Genomic DNA, 15,639 nt, shown 5'->3' with positions numbered 1-15,639 from the left:
AGAGCGGATTCGCGCTTATAAGACCCGACTGCCCTGCTCGATGGTGCACCCCGATGACGTCCCCGGCGGATGAGATTCGGGTACCTGGATCAGGTCTTGGCCGGCCTGCCCGGGCGCGCGACAGTACGGAATGAAGCCCGGTGCCCGACGGTGCTCGGGTCCGCGACCCAGGAGAAGAGACCTATGGAGAGCAGGGCCGTGAAGGCCGACGTCCCGGCGCCGGCCGAACCGCCGGTGCCCCGCAGCATGTTGTCGGTGCCGCCCGCGCTCGCGGACCGGCAGCTCGCGACGCGGATGGGCATCGAGATCGTGTCCTGGGACCCGGACCGGCTGGTCGGCACGATGCCCGTGGACGGCAACCAGCAGCCGTTCGGCTGGCTGCACGGCGGCGCCAACGCGGTGCTCGTCGAGACCCTCGGATCGGTCGCGGCCGGCCTCCACGTCGCGCCGCGGGGCACGGTGGCCGGGCTCGAACTGTCCTGCACGCACCACCGCGCCGCCCGCAGCGGCCTGGTGACCGGTGTGTGCACCCCGCTCCAGCGGGGCGACCGGGTGGCGTCGTACCAGGTCTCCATCACCGACGACCAGGGGCGGCTGACCTGCACGGCCAGGCTGACCTGCCTGGTCTACAAGCGCTGAACCCGAGAGAGGCGAACGCATGTCGATGCACGTTGCGCGGCGGCCGGGCGGCCGTGCCGCCTCCGTGGACGCCGCGCTCTTCCGCCGCACGATGGGCCTGCTGCCGACCGGCGTCACGGTCGTCACCGCGGGCAGCGGCGGCACGACCGAGGCGGTGACGGCGAGTTCGGTCACCTCCATCTCGCTGGACCCGCCGCTGGTGCTGGTGAGCGTCGGCGCGACGGGCAGACTGCGCGGGGCGATCGAGGAGGCGGGCGGCTTCGCCGTGAACGTACTCGGCGAGGACCAGGCGGAGCTCTCCGCGGTGTTCGCCGGCCGGGACCGGCCGCGCGGCGACCGGGCGCAGGAGCGCCTGGGCGGCCGGATCGGCGACGGCGGGCACGCGCTGCTGGCCGGTGCGGTGTTCTCCCTGGAGTGCCGTACCGAGCACGTCTACCCGGGCGGCGACCACGTGCTGTTCCTCGGCCGGGTCGGGGCGGTGCACGCGGCCGACCCGGTCCGGCGTCCGCTCGTCCACCACCAGGGCGGTTACACCGTCCTGGGCCCCCGGCCCGCGCAGGCCAGGACCTGACCGATCCGTGAACCGACTCGAGAAGGAGCACACCACTGTGGGACGTTCGGTACTGGTGACAGGCGGCAACCGCGGCATCGGGCTCGCGGTGGCCCGGCGGTTCGCCGCCAACGGCGACTCGGTGGCCGTCACCCACCGCGGCTCGGGCGCCCCGGAGGGCCTGCTCGGCGTCAAGTGCGATGTCACGGACGCCGAGCAGGTCGCCGAGGCGTTCGCGCAGGCGGAGACGGCGCACGGGCCGGTGGAGGTGCTGGTGGCGAACGCCGGCATCACCGACGACGGGCTGCTGATGCGGATGAGTGACGAGCAGTTCTCCCAGGTGCTGGAGACCAACCTCGGGGGTGCCTTCCGGGTGGCTCGCCAGGCGTCCGCCGACATGGTGCGCAGGCGGGGCGGGCGGATGGTGTTCCTGTCGTCGGTGGCCGGGCTGCGCGGCTCGGCCGGGCAGGCCAACTACGCGTCGAGCAAGGCGGGCATGGTGGGCCTCGCCAGGTCGCTGGCCCGCGAGTTCGGGCCGCGGTCGATCACCGTGAACGTGGTCGCGCCGGGTCTGGTGGACACCGAGATGACCGAGGGCCTCGGGCAACGGCGGCGCGAGCAGATCCTCAGCGAGGTACCGCTGGGCCGCAGCGCGTCCGCCGAGGAGGTCGCCGAGGCGGTCTTCTGGCTGGCATCGCCCCAGGCCGCGTACGTCACCGGGGCGGTCCTGCCGGTGGACGGCGGTCTCGGCATGGGCCACTGAGCGCGCGCACCGCGCGAAGCCGGGCGGCGGCCCCTCCCAGGGGGCCGCCGCCCGGCTTCGTGGTCCGTGTCCCGGCGCTACTTGGTGGCGGGCGCCGGACGGCCGAGCAGGGTGGCGCCGTGCCGCTCGGCCCATGCCCGGGTCTGCCGCGAGGTCCACTCCTGGGAGGCCTCGAGGCCGCGCAACGAGCCGTTGAAGCGGGGCGCGACGAACCGGGCGAGCAGTTCGAAACTGTGCTTCATACGGTCGCGGGGCGCCCAGTCCTGGACCGTGACCAGGAGCCGGCCGAAGCCGCCGGTGGCCTCCTGGACGCGGGCGACGGCCTCGATGGCGTCGTCCACGGAACCGATGATCGCACCGTGGTTGTCGACGGCAGTCTCCAGCGCCTTGCGGGCGTCGGCGCGCGAGAGCGCGATCGGCAGTCCGAGCGTCTGGGCCCAGTACTCGTTGCGGTAGCGCAGCCAGCCCTCCACCACGTCGCGGTAGGCGTCCTCCCGGGTCTCCGCGATGTGCACGGGCAGGGTGACGCGCCAGTCGGCACGGTCGGCGGTGCGGCCGTGCTCGGCGGCGGCCTCCTCGGCGTGCTCCCATTGCGCGCGCAGGTCGCTGGGCGAGGTGCCGGGGCGGGGGGTGCCGAGGGAGAGCGCGCCGAGGCCGTGCCGTCCCGCCAGCCGCATCCCGCTCGGCGAGGAGGCGCTGGAGACCGCCAGGGGGATGCCGCCCGCCGAGTAGGGGCGCAACTGGAGGCGCGCGTCGCGCAGTTCGAACCAGTCGGTGCTCCGGGTCAGCGGCTCCTCGCTGCGCAGCAAGTGCAGGATCACCTCCAGGGCCTCGGCGGTACGCGGGCGGGTCTGCGCCGGGTCGATGCCGAGGATGTGCATGTCGGAGGGGAGCGAGCCGGCGCCGACGCCGAGCTGGAAGCGGCCCCGCGTCATGTGGTCGAGCTGCACGGCCCGCGAGGCCACCATGAACGGGTGGTGGTACGGCAGGCTGGTGACGCCGGTGCCGAGCCTGATGTGGCGGGTGCGCTCGGCGGCGGCGGCGATGAACAGCTCGGGCGAGGCGATCGTGCCCCAGCCGGCCGAGTGGTGCTCGCCCACCCAGAACTCGTCGTAGCCGAGCTGGTCGAGCCATTCGACCAGTTCCATGTCCCGCCACATGCTGAGGGTCGGGTCCTCGCCGAGCGGGTGCAGCGGTGAGAGGAACGCGCCGAAGCCGATCCGGTCCATCTGCGGACTCCTTCTGTGGTGTGTCAGTGGTTCGCGGCGGCGTACCGCGCCTGGTGTGCGGCGGCCCGCGCGAGCAGCGGCCTGATCTCGGGCTGGCCCAGGGCGAGGACCTCGAACTCGGGCGCCCGTTCCCGCTCCGGAGCCGCCTGGTCGGCGCGAGCGGGGGTGTTGGTGGCCTGGAGGTTCTGGAGGGCCTCTATGTAGGGGCGGCGGATCCGTTCGAACGCCTCGAAGCCGCCTGTGTCCTGGCCGGTCAGCGCCTGGTCAATGGCGTCCGTGAGGCACACGGCGTCCTGGAGGGAGGTGTTCATGCCCTGCCCCGCGAAGGCGTGCATCCCGTGTGCGCTGTCGCCGAGCAGGACGACGTTGCCCGCGCTCCACGTCCGTGCCCGTACCGAGTGGTGCTGGACGCGGCGCACCTGGTCCCAGTCGGTGATGTGCCGTGCGAACCAGTCGGCCAGCCGGGGCACCACGTCGGACCACACCTTCACCAGGCCCTCCACCGGCCCGTCGAGGACCGCGGCGGCGGCTGCCGCGTCGGTGATCCACACGATGACCAGGCCGTCCTCGCCGCGGCGGGTCTCCAGCAGGTAGCCGTGCGCGCCGAAGTGCGCCCGGGTCAGCTCGTCCCAGCCGGGCGGGATGGGCACGCCCGCGTCGAGGTAGCCGCCGCCGGACGCGGTGACCTCCGCGGGGATCCCGGCGAGCGCGCGGGTGGCGGAGTCGCGGCCGTCGGCCGCCAGGAGGTACCCGGGCCGGTACTCGCGGGTGCCGTCGGGCGTACGTACGGTCAGGGTGCGGGTGCCGCCGGGGGTGCCGCCGAGCGACTCGACCTCGGCGCCCCACACCAGCGTCACGTTCGGCAGGGCGTCCAGCGCGGCGAGCATGCCGGCCAGCAGGGCGCCCGGCCGTATCGACAGCGCGTACGGGAGGGGGCTGCCGGGGAGTTCGTCGTAGCGGTAGCTGCCCGCGAGGGCGCCGCCGAAGTAGGCCTCGGCGCCGAGCATCCGGCCGGCTCCCTCGGCGGCGGCGGTGAGCAGTCCCGCCTGTTCGAGCAGGCCGAGGGTGACCGGCTGCACGATGACGGCCCCGCCGGCGGCCGGTGCAGCGCCGGCGGGGTCGGGGCGACGCTCCACGACGACGACGCGCCGGCCCCGGCGGCCGAGCAGCAACGCCGCCAGCAGTCCGGCCGGTCCGGCTCCGACGACGACGCAGTCGGGGGCGGTGTCGTCCCCGACGGCGGGGGCGGGGCCGTTCGATGCGTGCGTGTTCAATGCGCAACCTTCCTGTGGTTCTCGGGTCGGTCAGGAGGTGGTGGGGCCGACCTGGAAGCGGTCGGGGCCACTGCTGTGGACGACCGCGCGGGTCACCCGGCCGCCGCTGACCCGTTCGGCGGCCTGCGCCGTCTCGACGAGGGCACGCAGCCAGCCGAAGGGCGCGCTCCACGGCACGGTGTCGGTGGCCGTGGGACCCGGCTCGGCGGGCACGGACCTGAGTTCGGGCAGTCCCGGCGTGGTGCGGCGCAGCAGCAGGGCGACCGCCGCGTCACCGGCGGGCAGCGCGTCCAGGCCGTCCTCGGCGGCGATCCGCTCGTGCACCCAGGTGGCCCGCTCCCCCGGCTCGGTCTCCACGCCGATCACCAGGACCTGTTCCACGTCGTCCTGGTCGAGCAGCAGGTCGGCGGTGCGCAGGGCGTCGGCGGCCAGGTCGCCGCCCGCCGAGAGGCAGGTGAGCTGCCCGGTGATGCCGTACCGCTTGGTGAGGTGGCCGAGGATCGAGGTGGTGACGGACTGGAAGAACAGCAGCGGGCTGTGCACCTGGCCGGCGACCAGGCGCTGGGTGGCGGTGTCCGTGGTGGTGGTGTCGCCGTAGAGGGTGGCCAGGACGATCGCGGTACGCGAGCCGAGGTCGCCGACCAGGTCGTCGGGGGTGCCGGGGGCGCCGAGGCAGGCGGTGACCACGTCGTGGACGAGGGGGCTGAAGCGGGAGACGACGAAGCCGACCACCTTGGGCAGTTCGGTGTCGGCGGCGCCGGGCAGCCCGGCCGCCGCCTCCCCCCACGGGGTGCGGCAGGCGGCGCCCGCGATGGCACGCGGCCGGGTGAGCGCGGTCGGCATACGGACGCCCTTCGTCAGCGGGGCCGGGTGAGGGGTGGCGGGTGTCATGGGCGCTCCAGCACGAGGGCGGCGTTGACCCCGCCGAACGCGGCGTTGAGGGAGAGCGCGTAGCGGGCGTCGGACGGGCGGGCCACGGACGGAATGTGATCGAGGTCGCAGGCCGGGTCCGGCTCGGTCAGGCCCGCGGTGGGCGGCAGTACGCCGTCGCGCAGGGCGAGCAGAGTGATCACGGCCTCGACGGCTCCGGTGGCCTCCAGCATGTGGCCGGTGCTGCTCTTGGTGGAGCTGACCGGTACGGAGCCGGTGTGCGGTCCGAGGATGCAGTGCAGGGCGGCCGTCTCGGCGACGTCGTTGAGGGGGGTGCCGGTGCCGTGCGCGTTGACGTATCCCAGGCTCTCGGGCGGTATCCCGGCGCGGCGCAGCGCGGCCCCGGCCGCCGCGGCGAGGCCGAGGCCCTGCGGGTGCGGCTGGATGACGTGGTGGGCGTCGGCCGCCATGCCCCATCCGGCGACCCGGGCCTGCACCTCGGCGCCTCGGGCGCGGGCGCGGGCGGCGTCCTCCAGGACGAGTACGGCCACGCCGTCGCCCTGCAGGAGGCCGTCCCGGTCGGCGGCGAAGGGACGGACGCGGTCGCGGCGGCTGAGGGCCTTGCCGGAGTCGAACTTGGCGAACACGTCCTCGGTGACGAGGTAGGCGCCGCCGCAGACCACGGTGTGCGCGGCGCCGCTCGCGACGAGTGCCGCGCCGTGCGCGATCGCGTTGGTGGAGGCGACGCAGGCGTTGACGAACGCAAGCCTGGTGCCGCCCAGGCCGTGGCGCTCGCCGAGCCGTTGGGCGAGGCGGGCGGGCAGGCTGTCCAGCATGCGCCGGTCGGCGGGCCGGTGTCCGGCCGCGCTGTCCTCCCAGAAGGAACGGGCCGCCGCGTAGTCGCCGTTGGTGCCGAGCAGGACCGGCGCGCCGGCGGCGTCGGTGTCCGCCATCCGCAGCGCCTCCGCGGCGCACGCGTCCAGTACGTCGGCCTGGGCCGGGGTGTATCCGGGCTTGACCGGCACGTCCGGGACGGACGGCCCGTCGCCCTCGTAGGTCCCGGCGTACGCGGCCCGGTAGGGGGCCGGGTCGAAGCGGGTGACCGGCGAGAATCCGGGCCGTCCGGCGAACACGCCGTCGCGCAGGGCCTGGGCACCGAACCCGAACGCGGTGAACACGCCGAACCCGGTGATCGCCACCTCATGCGTCATGGACGACCTCCTTGGCCGTGGTGCGGGTGAGCAGGCGGTGCAGTTCGGCCGCCGAGGTGCAGGAGGCGAGGTCCTCCTCGTCGTCAGGGCCGACGGTGATGCCGTGTTCCTCCTGCAGCAGGTGCACCAGCCAGACCAGGGTCATGGAGTCGAGTACGAACTCCTCGTCGGGGTCGGCGTCCTCGGCGAGGAAGCCGCACTCCCCGAGCATCCGTACGACGTCGTGGACGGAGATCACTGAGCCGCCCCGCCGGCGGCCACGCGGGAACGGCGCTCGACCACCACCGCGACGAGTTCGCCGAGCGTGGAGACGACCGCGGGATCGATCTCCGACTCCGGCAGCTCGATGTCGTACTCGCCCTCCAGCTGGAGCATCAGCTCGATGGTGGCAAGGGATTCCAGGCCGAGGCCGGCGTCGCCGAGGGGGGTGCTGTCGTCGACACGGTCCGGGAGGGGCAGGTTGATCACGTCGCGCACCACGGTCAGGACGAACGCGCGGGTTTCCTCATGCATGACTGGTTCCTTCGGCAGCGGGTGGACAGGGCGGCAGGTGCCGGGCGCGTCGAGCGCCCGCTCACCGCACGACGGCCGGGACCCGGCCGGTGAGCAGTTCCGCGGAGGCGGGCAACCCGTGGATCACCGAGGCGAGTTCACGGACCGCCTTGACGGGCTCGGGGTGCTGGAAGACGCCGCGGCCGACGGCGAGGCCGCCTGCTCCGGCGGCCATCGCGGCGGCGGCGAACTCGTTGAGCGCGGTGCCCGCGGGGCCGCCCGCGAGCAGCACCGGGATGGGGCAGCTCTCGACGATCTCGGCGAGCCGCTCGAACGGCCGCGGCCATGAGGTCTTGACGAGGGTGGCGCCGAGGTCGGCGGCCACGTTCACCACGTGCGCGAGCAGCGCCGGGTCGTGCGGGTCGGTGACGCGCGGGCCGCGCGGGTAGGCCATGGCCAGAAGCGGGACGTTCCAGCGCTGGCAGGCCTCGGCCACCGAGCCGAGGTCGGACAGCTGCGCGGCCTCGCTGTCGGAGCCGATGTTGACGTGGACGCTCACCGCGTCGGCGCCCAGCCGGACTGCCTCCTCGACGTCGCCGACCAGGACCTTGGCGTCGCCGTCGAGCGCGTGCGGGGTGCTCGCGCTGAGATGGACGACGAGGGCGCACTCGCGCAGCAGCCGGGGATCGACCGTTCTGGCCCGGCCCTTGTGCACGACGATCGCGTCGGCGCCGCCGGCCACCACGTCGCCCACCAGCCCGTTGAAGCGGGCGGCGTCGACGATCGGCCCGTCGGCCACCGAGTGGTCCATCGGCACGAAGAGGAAGCGCCCGTCCCGGTGCCGGGAGAGCCGGGCCAGCCGAACGGCGAGCCCGTCGGACCGTGCAGTCATACTCCATCAACTCCTGGTTTCCGTTCGGATGTCGCCGCACCTCGGCGGGCAACTGGAGTCTTGCGCGGGAGCCGTGACACGGCAGCCCCCGAATGGAGCGTCTGTAGGGCGGCCGCGGGCAGCGCGATGGAGGTAGCCGTACAGGCAGGTGGGACCCCGCCGGTGCGGAGCCCGGTCGAGCAGTCCTATCGAGCATGGGGAGCGCCGATGCCCGATGCGAGGGTTCTGGCAGTCAGCGAGCCGATCGTAGGGATGGTAGTTGTGAAATTCGCTTGGGTTGATCTCCGCTCCGTCGCCGCCGACCGGCGGGAGTCGATCGTCGACGCCACGGTCCACGCCCGGCTGGCCGGTGTGCTGGACGACCGGCTGGAGACACTCGCGCTCCTGCCGCCGACGGTGCAGAAGCTGCTGGTCACCGAGGACGGCGCGACGCTCGCGCCGGAGGCCGCCGACGTCGCCGACGTGGTGCTCACCCGGATCGGGACCATGGCGGAGCTGGACAAGCTGAAGCTGTCGGCGGCCGACCGGCCCGACCGCTGCGGCGCGTTCGTCGAGGTGGTCGACGACCCGACGCTGCGGGTGGCGTGCGCGGCCGCGCAGGCGCTGGAGTACACGGTGGTCAAGTTCCGCGACCCCACGAAGATCCCGCTGGAGATCGTGATCGCCGCCGCCGACAAGTCCCCGGGGCGCCTGATCTGCGAGGCGGGCAGCCTGGAGGAGGCCGGCATCATCGTCGACGTTCTGGAGAAGGGCTCGGACGGTCTGCTGCTGGCCCCCGAGGACGCCAACGACATCTTCGGTCTGACGACGCTGCTGGCCAGCAGCACCCCCGACCTGGACCTGACCACGCTGACCGTGGAGTCCATCGAGCACAACGGGCTCGGCGACCGGGTGTGCGTCGACACCTGCACGCACTTCGAGAAGGACGAGGGCATCCTGGTCGGCTCGTACGCGCACGGCTTCGTGCTGTGCGTGAGCGAGACGCACCCGCTGCCGTACATGCCGACCCGGCCGTTCCGGGTGAACGCCGGCGCGCTGCACTCGTACGTGCTGGGCGCGGACAACCGGACGAACTACCTCAGCGAGCTCAAGGCGGGCAGCACGGTTCTCGGTGTCACCGCCGACGGGCGGACCCGGCGGATCGTGGTGGGCCGGGTGAAGCTGGAGTCGCGTCCCCTGCTGACGGTCCGGGCGCGTTCGGAGAGCGGTGTCGAGGTCAGCCTGACGCTCCAGGACGACTGGCACGTACGGGTCCTCGGTCCGGGCGCGACGGTGCTGAACTGCACCGAGCTGAAGCCCGGCGACAAGCTGCTGGGCTACCTCGCCACCGACAAGCGGCACGTCGGATGGCCGGTGGGCGAGTTCTGCATCGAGAAGTGACCGACGCGCGAGGTACCGCCGGCATCCGCCCCGACGGGATGCCGGCCCTCGCCTCAACGTCCACGCTCTGCACGGAGCCTGACGGAAGGGATGACGCGATGGCTGCCGCCACGGACTTCGACTCCTGGCTCGCCGCTCTCCTGTCTGACCAGGAACGTTTCGACGAGGTGTGGGCCCACGGGGAGACCGTGGTGACCCGGCAACGGTTGCGCGCCGGGACCGAGCGCGCGGCTGCGGCCCTCGGGGCGCACGGCGTCAGGGGCGGCAGCACGGTCGCCGTCCAGGTACCGCCGAGTTTCACCCTGCTGTGGTCGGTGTTCGCGCTGTGGTCGGCGGGCGCGCAGGTGATGCTGTTCGACCCGCGGTTGACGGCCGCCGAGACGACCCGGCTGCTGGAGCTGTGCGAGCCGCAGTTCCATCTGACCTCCTCCGCCACGGGCCGGCCCATGGCCGTCTTCCGGGACGAGTGCGAGGTGGTCGTGGAGCGCCGCCGGACCGGCCGGCCGGCGCAGAGCGAGCACGCGCTGCTCCAGTTCAGTTCGGGTTCGACCGGGCTGCCCAAGGTGATCGGCCGGTCCGGTCGGTCGCTGCTCGCGGAGGTGGAGCGGTTCGCCGACCTGCCCGACATGCCGAAGCGGGGCGAGAACCTGCTGCTGCTCAGTTCGTTGATGCACTCCTTCGGGCTGATCGGGGGTGTGCTGCATTCCCTGTCGGCCGGGGTGGCGTTGCACTTCGCGGCCCGCCCGCAACCTTTCGAGCTGCTGAAGCTGATGGCGGAGCGGCCGGTGGACGCGGTGTTCGGGGTGCCGGTCCACTTCGATCTGCTGAGCCGGACGGCCGCGCCGCCTCCGCTGCCCGCGCTGCGGCTCGCGGTCTCCGGCGGCGAGATGCTGTCGGGCGAGGTCTTCGACCGGTTCGCGCGGCGCTACGGCGTCCGGGTGGGCCAGGCGTACGGGATGACCGAGGCGGGGATCATCGCCACCGATCTGACGGGGCGTCATGGTCCGCCCGCGGTGGGGCTTCCGGTGCCCGGTGTCGAGGCGGCCGTGGTCGACGGGACCCTGCGGGTGCGCCTGGCGGAGGATCCCTACTTGCACACGGACCGCGCCGAGCGGTTCACGGACGGCTGGCTCAACACGTACGACCGGTGCCGGGCACGGCCGGGTTCGGGGGTCCTGGAGATCAACGGGCGGGCCGACTCGGTGGTCGCGGTCGGAGGGCTGAAGGTCGACCTCACGGAGGTCGAGGCGGTGCTCGCCGGCCATCCCGAGGTCGGGGAGGCCGTTGTGGTCTTCGGCGAGGCGATCGAGGCGCATGTCAGGGTCAAGGGGACGCTCGGCAAGGGGGCGTTGCTCGACTGGTGCCGGGAGCGGCTCAGCGCGCACAAGATTCCCAAGGTGTTCCACTTCAGCGCGGCGGCGCTGCCGCGCACCAGCAACGGAAAACTGATCCGCAACCGCGAGCTGCTGCACGCGGCGCGGGAGAAGGGCCGTCAGGCGGTGATCCGGTGATCGACACGGCGTTCGTGGGCAGCAGGTCCGCGCCCTTCACGGCGGACGTGGAGCGCGGCAGGCTGCGGATGTTCAACCAGGTCGTGGGGGCGCCCGGGGCGGAGTTCACCGACCTGGACGCCGCCCGGCGGTCCGGGCACCCGGACCTGCCAGTGCCGCCGACCTTCCTGTTCGGCCTCGACCTCGCGGACCCGTCGGATCTGCTGGCCGAGATGGGCGTGGACCTCGACCGGGTGCTCCACGTGGAGCAGGGCTTCGTCTACCACCGCCCGGCGTTCGCGGGCCAGACCCTCACCTTCGCGCCGGTCATCACGGACATCAGGGCCCGCGGGGCACTGGAGTTCGTGGTGCGCGACACGGCGGTGACCGGTCCCGGCGGGGAGCCGGTGGCCGACCTGCACCAGGTGATCGCGGTGCGGGCGGCGAGCCGGGGCGGGGAGGGGGCATGAGCGTGTTCTCCCCCGCGTCGGCCGAGGTCGGCACCGAACTGCCCGAGCTCCCGGGCGTACGGGTCACCCGGACGCTGCTGGCGTTGTTCGCGGGCGCGTCCGGTGACCACAACCCGATCCACATCGACTCGGACGCGGCGCGGGCAGCCGGTCTGGACGACGTGATCGCGCACGGCATGCTGTCCATGGCGCTGCTGGGCCGACTGCTGACGACCTGGGTACCGGTCGAGGACCTGCTGTCGTTCAAGGTCCGCTTCTCGGCGCCCACCCCGGTCCACGCCGTGCTGCGCTGCACGGCCCGCATCACCGCGATCGACGAGGACGAGGGGGTGCGCCGGGCCCGGCTGTCCGTCACCGTACGGATCGAGGACGGTCCGGTCACCGTGCGCGGCGAGGCCTTCGTACGCCTCCCGGACCACGGGGCGGAGCGGTGAGCGGGGTGCGGTCGGCCGAGGAGCGGGTGACGCGGCAGCACGAGTACATCGGGGAGTTGGACCGGTCGCTGATCGATCTGGTCGTACGGCGCAGCGAGGCGGCGGCGGAACTCGCCTCGCTGAGCCGCCGCCTCGGCTCGCCCGGTGTGGAACTGGCCCGGGAGAACGCCGTACTGCGCCTCTACCACTCGGCGCTCGGCCGCCCGGGCACCTCGCTGGCGCTGCTGCTGCTGGGTCTGGGTCGGCGTGAACCCTTACCGGCGGGCGAGGAGAAGACGCACGACTGAGGTGGGCGCGGGAAACCGGGGCCGGGCACGCACGGACGTGCCCGGCCCCGGTGCTGTGAGCGGCCCCGCCTTCGGGACGGGCCTCGCCCGGCCCCCGGCGGAGCCCGCATCCGGGTCCGTCCCGACTCCTGGAGGGGAGGCGGGACGGGCCTTTCGTCATCGTCCGCCGGGCCGCCCGGCCGGCCACCGACATCGGTCGGGTGCAGCCACAGCAGCCGCCCGTCTCCCGCAGGGGCGTTTCACGAAGGACCGGTGACGCGGCCCATGCCGGGAGCGGAGTTCGTACCGGTGCACCCGTTTGCCCGGATTCCCGTACGGGGTGGGCACGCCCGGAGTCCGGGCCGGGGGCCTGGAGCCGCCAGGGCCCGAGGACGCGGAAGGGCGGCGCGGCCCGGACCGTGAGGTCCGTTCGGCCGCGCCGCCCGGCGCGAGGCTCGGCCCAGGAGGTCAGACGGCGGCTTCGCCGAGTTGCGCGGGCTCGGCGGCCGGCGAGGACGCTTCGCGCGGCTGCCTGCTCGGCAGCATCGTGCACGGCAGCAGGGCGAGGACGGTCAGCCCCAGCGCCCACCAGAACGTCGTGGAGAAGGCACCCGCCAGGGAGTGCGCGATGTCGCTGTCCGGCAGCACCTGGGTCAACCCGGCGGCGCGGCCGTGCAGTTCAGTGGTCGCGCGCTGCTGGAGCACCACGGCGAGCGCGGCCGTGCCCACCGAGGCGCCGATCCGCTGGAAGATGTTGAAGGCGCTGGTCGCGTGCGGCACCGTGGCGGCCTCGAGATTCGAGTAGGCGGTGGTCATGCAGGGGAGCATGGCCGCGCCGAAGCCGAAGCCGCGGACCACCATCGACGAGCAGAGCAGGACCTTGCTGCTGTCGGCGGTGATCAGACCGAACGGAAGGGTCGCGACCGCCGCGAGGACGACACCGCCGATCGAGACCGCCCGCGCGCCGTACAGGGCGGTGAGCCGGCCGACCACCACGATGGCGAGGAAGTAGCCGATGCTCTGCGGCATCAGCAGCAGGCCCGACTCCATCACGTCCGCGCCGCGCACCAGTTGGAAGTACAGCGGCAGGGGGATCATCGCGCCGAACATCGCCATGCTGAGGAAGAACGTCGCGGCCGTGCCGCTGGTGAAGTTGCGCTCCCGCAGCAGCCGCAGGTCCATCAGCGGCGCGAAGCGGGTCCGCAGCGCGTGCACGCTGAAGGCCGCGATCAGCAGGACACCGGCGATCAGTCCGACGAGTGTGCGGCCGTTGCCGAGGCCGCCCTCCTCACCCACCTCCGACAGGCCGTACAGGAAGGCTCCGAGGCCGGGCGCCAGCAGGACGAGACCCAGCACGTCCAGGCGGGAGCGGCCGGGAACGACCACGTTGCTGATCTTCATCAGGGACAGCGCGATGGTGACGAGGCCGAGGGGCAGGTTGAGGTAGAAGATCCAGCGCCAGCCGATGTCGTCGATGACGACTCCGCCGAGCGTCGGTCCGACGACCGGGGCGAACATGGCCGGGATGGAGACGATGCCCATCAGCCTGCCCAGCCGCTTGGTGCCCGCGGCCTGCGCCAGCAGCGACTGGCCGACCGGCATCACCAGACCGCCCCCGATGCCCTGGAGCACACGGAAGAGGATCAGGCTCTCCACCGACCAGGACAGCCCCGCGAGCAGCGAACCGGCGAGGAAGACCACCTGGGAGAAGAGCCAGGTCTGCTTGGCGCCGAAGCGCTCGATGGCCCAGCCACTGAGCGGGATGGTCATGCACAGAGCCAGCAGATAGCCGGTCACGGACCACTGGACGGCGGACAGTTCGGCGTCGAACTCCTTGGCGAGGGTACCGACGGCGACGTTCACGATCGTGCTGTCCAGCAGGGTGGCGAATCCGCCCAGCACCAGGATGCCGGTGAGCCACCACAGATCGGGGCCGATGCGTTCGGAGTCGGCCGCGGCCACCGGCGGCGCCGCGTTGTCCTTGCTCATGGGTGTGGGTGTCCATTCTCTTCCGAGGATCGTCGGCCCCGATCGTTCCACGACACCTGTCGTCTGTGCAACACGTGTCGTCGAATGCCCCCGCCCTGTCGGCCGGGAACCGCCGAGCCCCCGCCGACCAGGGCCGCCAGCTCGCGCTTCAGGACCTTTCCACTGGGTCCGAGCGGGAAGGAGTCGACGAACTCCACGCGCCGGGGGTACTTGTAGGCGGCGAGCCGCTCCCGGCTCCAGGCCACGATCCGCTCGGCGAGCGGCAGCCCGGCCGTCACCCCGGGCCGAGCGACGACCACCGCGCACACCTCCTCGCCGTACCGCTCGTCGGGCAGGCCGATGACGGCGACCTGCGCGACGGCCGGGTGGTGCACGAGCACCTCCTCGACCTCGCGCGGGTACACGTTGTAGCCGCCGCGCACCACCATGTCCTTCTTGCGGTCCACCACCGACAGATAGCCGTCCTCGTCCTTGACGCCGAGGTCGCCCGACCGGAACCAGCCGTCCACCAGCACCTCGGCGGTCGCCTCGGGGCGCCCCAGGTACCCGGCCATCACGTTGTGGCCGCGGACCACGATCTCGCCCACCGTGCCCGCCGCCACGAGTTCGATCCGGCCCTCCACGTCGGCCCGTGCGATCTCGACCTCGACGCCCTGGATCGGCATCCCCACCGTGCCCGGCCGGATCGGCCAGGCCTTTTGGTTGTACGCCACCACCGGGGAGGTCTCGGTGAGTCCGTACCCCTCGTACACCGGGCAGCCGAAGGTCCGCCGGACCTCGTCGAGCACCTTGACCGGCAGCGCGGAGCCACCGGAGTAGGCCCGGTCGAGCGGGGGCCGCCGGGGCTCGTGCCGCGCCGCCTCGAGCAGCGCCAGGTACATCGTGGGTACGCCCATGAACACAGTGCAGCCGTGACGGATCATCAGCTCGAGGGCGGGCCCGGCGTCGAACCGCTCCATCAGCACCATGGTCGCCCCGGCCCGGAAGCAGGTGCTCATCGCGCAGACCAGCCCGAAGGTGTGGAACAGCGGCAGGCAGCCGAGCAGGACGTCGGCGGGCTTGAAGTCGAACGGCGAGACCACACCGACCTCGACGTTGCTCACGATGTTGCGGTGCGTCAGCATCGCGCCCTTGGGGCGGCCAGTGGTGCCCGAGGTGTAGAGCACCACCGCGAGGTCGCCCGGCTCGCGCGGCGTCCAGCCGTCGGCCGGCTCGGACCGGTCGGCCAGCGCGTCCAGCCGGGGCGCGTCCGCGGCCCGCGGCGCCAGTACCGTGACCAGCGGTACCCCGGCGAGCTCCGCGCCCGCCGCCCCCTCGGTCAGCAGCGCCCCCTCGCACACCAGGACCGAGGCGCCGCAGTCGCGCAGCACGTAGTCGATCTCGGACGCCTTGAGCAGAGCGTGCACGGGAACCACGACCGCGCCGCACGTCAGTGCCCCGAAGTGGACGGCCGGGAACTCGGGCGAGTTGCCGATCAGCAGCGCCACTCGGTCACCCGCACCGACGCCGAGACCGGCCAGGGCCGCCGCGTACTTCCTGGCGCGTTGCCACAGCCGCTCGTACGTCACCCGCTCGTCACCGAAGACGACGGCCGGATGGTCCGGGCGCCGGGCCGCGGAATCGGCGAGGATCGCCGCCACCGACAGGAACATGAGGCCTCCGCTCAGCAGTGCTCGACGTGCGCTCTCGC

17 protein-coding genes are annotated in these 15,639 nt (G+C 73.0%); 8 read left to right on the top strand and 9 right to left on the bottom strand.

Annotated features, from left to right (window positions below; genetic code table 11):
- Nucleotides 1-246: 246 nt before the first annotated feature.
- The 3 genes from IOD14_RS14730 to fabG are packed head-to-tail and all read left to right on the top strand — an operon-like array spanning nucleotide 247 to nucleotide 1,952.
- Nucleotides 247-639, top strand: coding sequence for a PaaI family thioesterase (locus IOD14_RS14730; RefSeq protein WP_123994875.1), 393 nt, complete (start codon nucleotides 247-249; stop codon nucleotides 637-639).
- Nucleotides 640-658: 19 nt separating this feature from the next.
- Nucleotides 659-1,210: a flavin reductase family protein gene (locus IOD14_RS14725; protein ID WP_123994009.1), complete on the top strand. Its 552-nt coding sequence runs from the start codon at nucleotides 659-661 to the stop codon at nucleotides 1,208-1,210.
- A gap of 37 nt (nucleotides 1,211-1,247) precedes the next feature.
- Nucleotides 1,248-1,952 carry a 3-oxoacyl-ACP reductase FabG gene (gene fabG / locus IOD14_RS14720; protein ID WP_123994010.1) on the top strand — a complete coding sequence of 235 codons (705 nt, stop codon included), beginning with the start codon at nucleotides 1,248-1,250 and terminating at the stop codon, nucleotides 1,950-1,952.
- A gap of 77 nt (nucleotides 1,953-2,029) precedes the next feature.
- Here fabG and IOD14_RS14715 read toward each other — a convergent pair whose 3' ends face one another.
- The 7 genes from IOD14_RS14715 to IOD14_RS14685 all read right to left on the bottom strand — a co-directional run bounded on the left by IOD14_RS14715 (nucleotide 2,030) and on the right by IOD14_RS14685 (nucleotide 7,920).
- Nucleotides 2,030-3,181, bottom strand: coding sequence for an LLM class flavin-dependent oxidoreductase (locus tag IOD14_RS14715; RefSeq protein WP_123994011.1), 1,152 nt, complete (start codon nucleotides 3,179-3,181; stop codon nucleotides 2,030-2,032).
- Between the two features lie 23 nt (nucleotides 3,182-3,204).
- A complete protein-coding gene (locus IOD14_RS14710; RefSeq protein WP_123994012.1) occupies nucleotides 3,205-4,455 on the bottom strand; it encodes an NAD(P)/FAD-dependent oxidoreductase in 1,251 nt (416 codons plus the stop codon).
- 30 nt (nucleotides 4,456-4,485) lie between these two features.
- A complete protein-coding gene (locus IOD14_RS14705) occupies nucleotides 4,486-5,346 on the bottom strand; it encodes a beta-ketoacyl synthase chain length factor (RefSeq protein ID WP_249125914.1) in 861 nt (286 codons plus the stop codon).
- Nucleotides 5,343-6,536 carry a beta-ketoacyl-[acyl-carrier-protein] synthase family protein gene (locus IOD14_RS14700; protein ID WP_212670443.1) on the bottom strand — a complete coding sequence of 398 codons (1,194 nt, stop codon included), beginning with the start codon at nucleotides 6,534-6,536 and terminating at the stop codon, nucleotides 5,343-5,345. Before IOD14_RS14700 ends, IOD14_RS14705 begins: the two co-directional genes overlap by 4 nt.
- Nucleotides 6,526-6,774 (bottom strand): hypothetical protein, encoded by a 249-nt coding sequence (locus IOD14_RS14695; protein WP_123994014.1) that lies wholly within the window; start codon nucleotides 6,772-6,774, stop codon nucleotides 6,526-6,528. Before IOD14_RS14695 ends, IOD14_RS14700 begins: the two co-directional genes overlap by 11 nt.
- Entirely contained in the window at nucleotides 6,771-7,049 is a 279-nt protein-coding gene (locus IOD14_RS14690) for a phosphopantetheine-binding protein (RefSeq protein ID WP_123994015.1), read from the bottom strand. Before IOD14_RS14690 ends, IOD14_RS14695 begins: the two co-directional genes overlap by 4 nt.
- A 61-nt stretch (nucleotides 7,050-7,110) precedes the next feature.
- A complete protein-coding gene (locus tag IOD14_RS14685; RefSeq protein ID WP_123994016.1) occupies nucleotides 7,111-7,920 on the bottom strand; it encodes a 2-amino-3,7-dideoxy-D-threo-hept-6-ulosonate synthase in 810 nt (269 codons plus the stop codon).
- Between the two features lie 261 nt (nucleotides 7,921-8,181).
- Here IOD14_RS14685 and IOD14_RS14680 point away from each other — a divergent pair, with 261 nt between their 5' ends.
- From IOD14_RS14680 to IOD14_RS14660, 5 genes are all read left to right on the top strand, one after another.
- Complete coding sequence (locus IOD14_RS14680) at nucleotides 8,182-9,300, top strand: 3-dehydroquinate synthase II (RefSeq protein WP_123994017.1); 1,119 nt, start codon at nucleotides 8,182-8,184, stop codon at nucleotides 9,298-9,300.
- Between the two features lie 98 nt (nucleotides 9,301-9,398).
- Nucleotides 9,399-10,811 (top strand): class I adenylate-forming enzyme family protein, encoded by a 1,413-nt coding sequence (locus IOD14_RS14675; protein ID WP_123994018.1) that lies wholly within the window; start codon nucleotides 9,399-9,401, stop codon nucleotides 10,809-10,811.
- Entirely contained in the window at nucleotides 10,808-11,260 is a 453-nt protein-coding gene (locus IOD14_RS14670; RefSeq protein ID WP_123994019.1) for a MaoC family dehydratase N-terminal domain-containing protein, read from the top strand. The genes IOD14_RS14675 and IOD14_RS14670 overlap by 4 nt, the downstream gene beginning before the upstream one ends.
- On the top strand, nucleotides 11,257-11,694 hold the full coding sequence (locus IOD14_RS14665) for a MaoC/PaaZ C-terminal domain-containing protein (protein ID WP_212670442.1): 438 nt from the start codon (nucleotides 11,257-11,259) through the stop codon (nucleotides 11,692-11,694). The genes IOD14_RS14670 and IOD14_RS14665 overlap by 4 nt, the downstream gene beginning before the upstream one ends.
- Nucleotides 11,691-11,981: a chorismate mutase gene (locus IOD14_RS14660; RefSeq protein ID WP_249125913.1), complete on the top strand. Its 291-nt coding sequence runs from the start codon at nucleotides 11,691-11,693 to the stop codon at nucleotides 11,979-11,981. Before IOD14_RS14665 ends, IOD14_RS14660 begins: the two co-directional genes overlap by 4 nt.
- Before the next feature lie 447 nt (nucleotides 11,982-12,428).
- On the opposite strand, the gene IOD14_RS14655 is transcribed toward IOD14_RS14660, so the two are convergent.
- The gene (locus IOD14_RS14655) at nucleotides 12,429-13,949 is read right to left on the bottom strand and encodes a DHA2 family efflux MFS transporter permease subunit (protein WP_123994021.1); all 1,521 of its coding nucleotides are present in this window, start codon (nucleotides 13,947-13,949) and stop codon (nucleotides 12,429-12,431) included.
- Nucleotides 13,946-15,601 carry a long-chain fatty acid--CoA ligase gene (locus IOD14_RS14650; protein WP_212670441.1) on the bottom strand — a complete coding sequence of 552 codons (1,656 nt, stop codon included), beginning with the start codon at nucleotides 15,599-15,601 and terminating at the stop codon, nucleotides 13,946-13,948. Before IOD14_RS14650 ends, IOD14_RS14655 begins: the two co-directional genes overlap by 4 nt.
- Nucleotides 15,602-15,639: the final 38 nt, after the last annotated feature.

The organism is Streptomyces sp. A2-16 (genome assembly GCF_018128905.1).
Lineage (GTDB): Bacteria > Actinomycetota > Actinomycetes > Streptomycetales > Streptomycetaceae > Streptomyces.
This window is presented reverse-complemented; position numbering and strand designations above follow the sequence as displayed.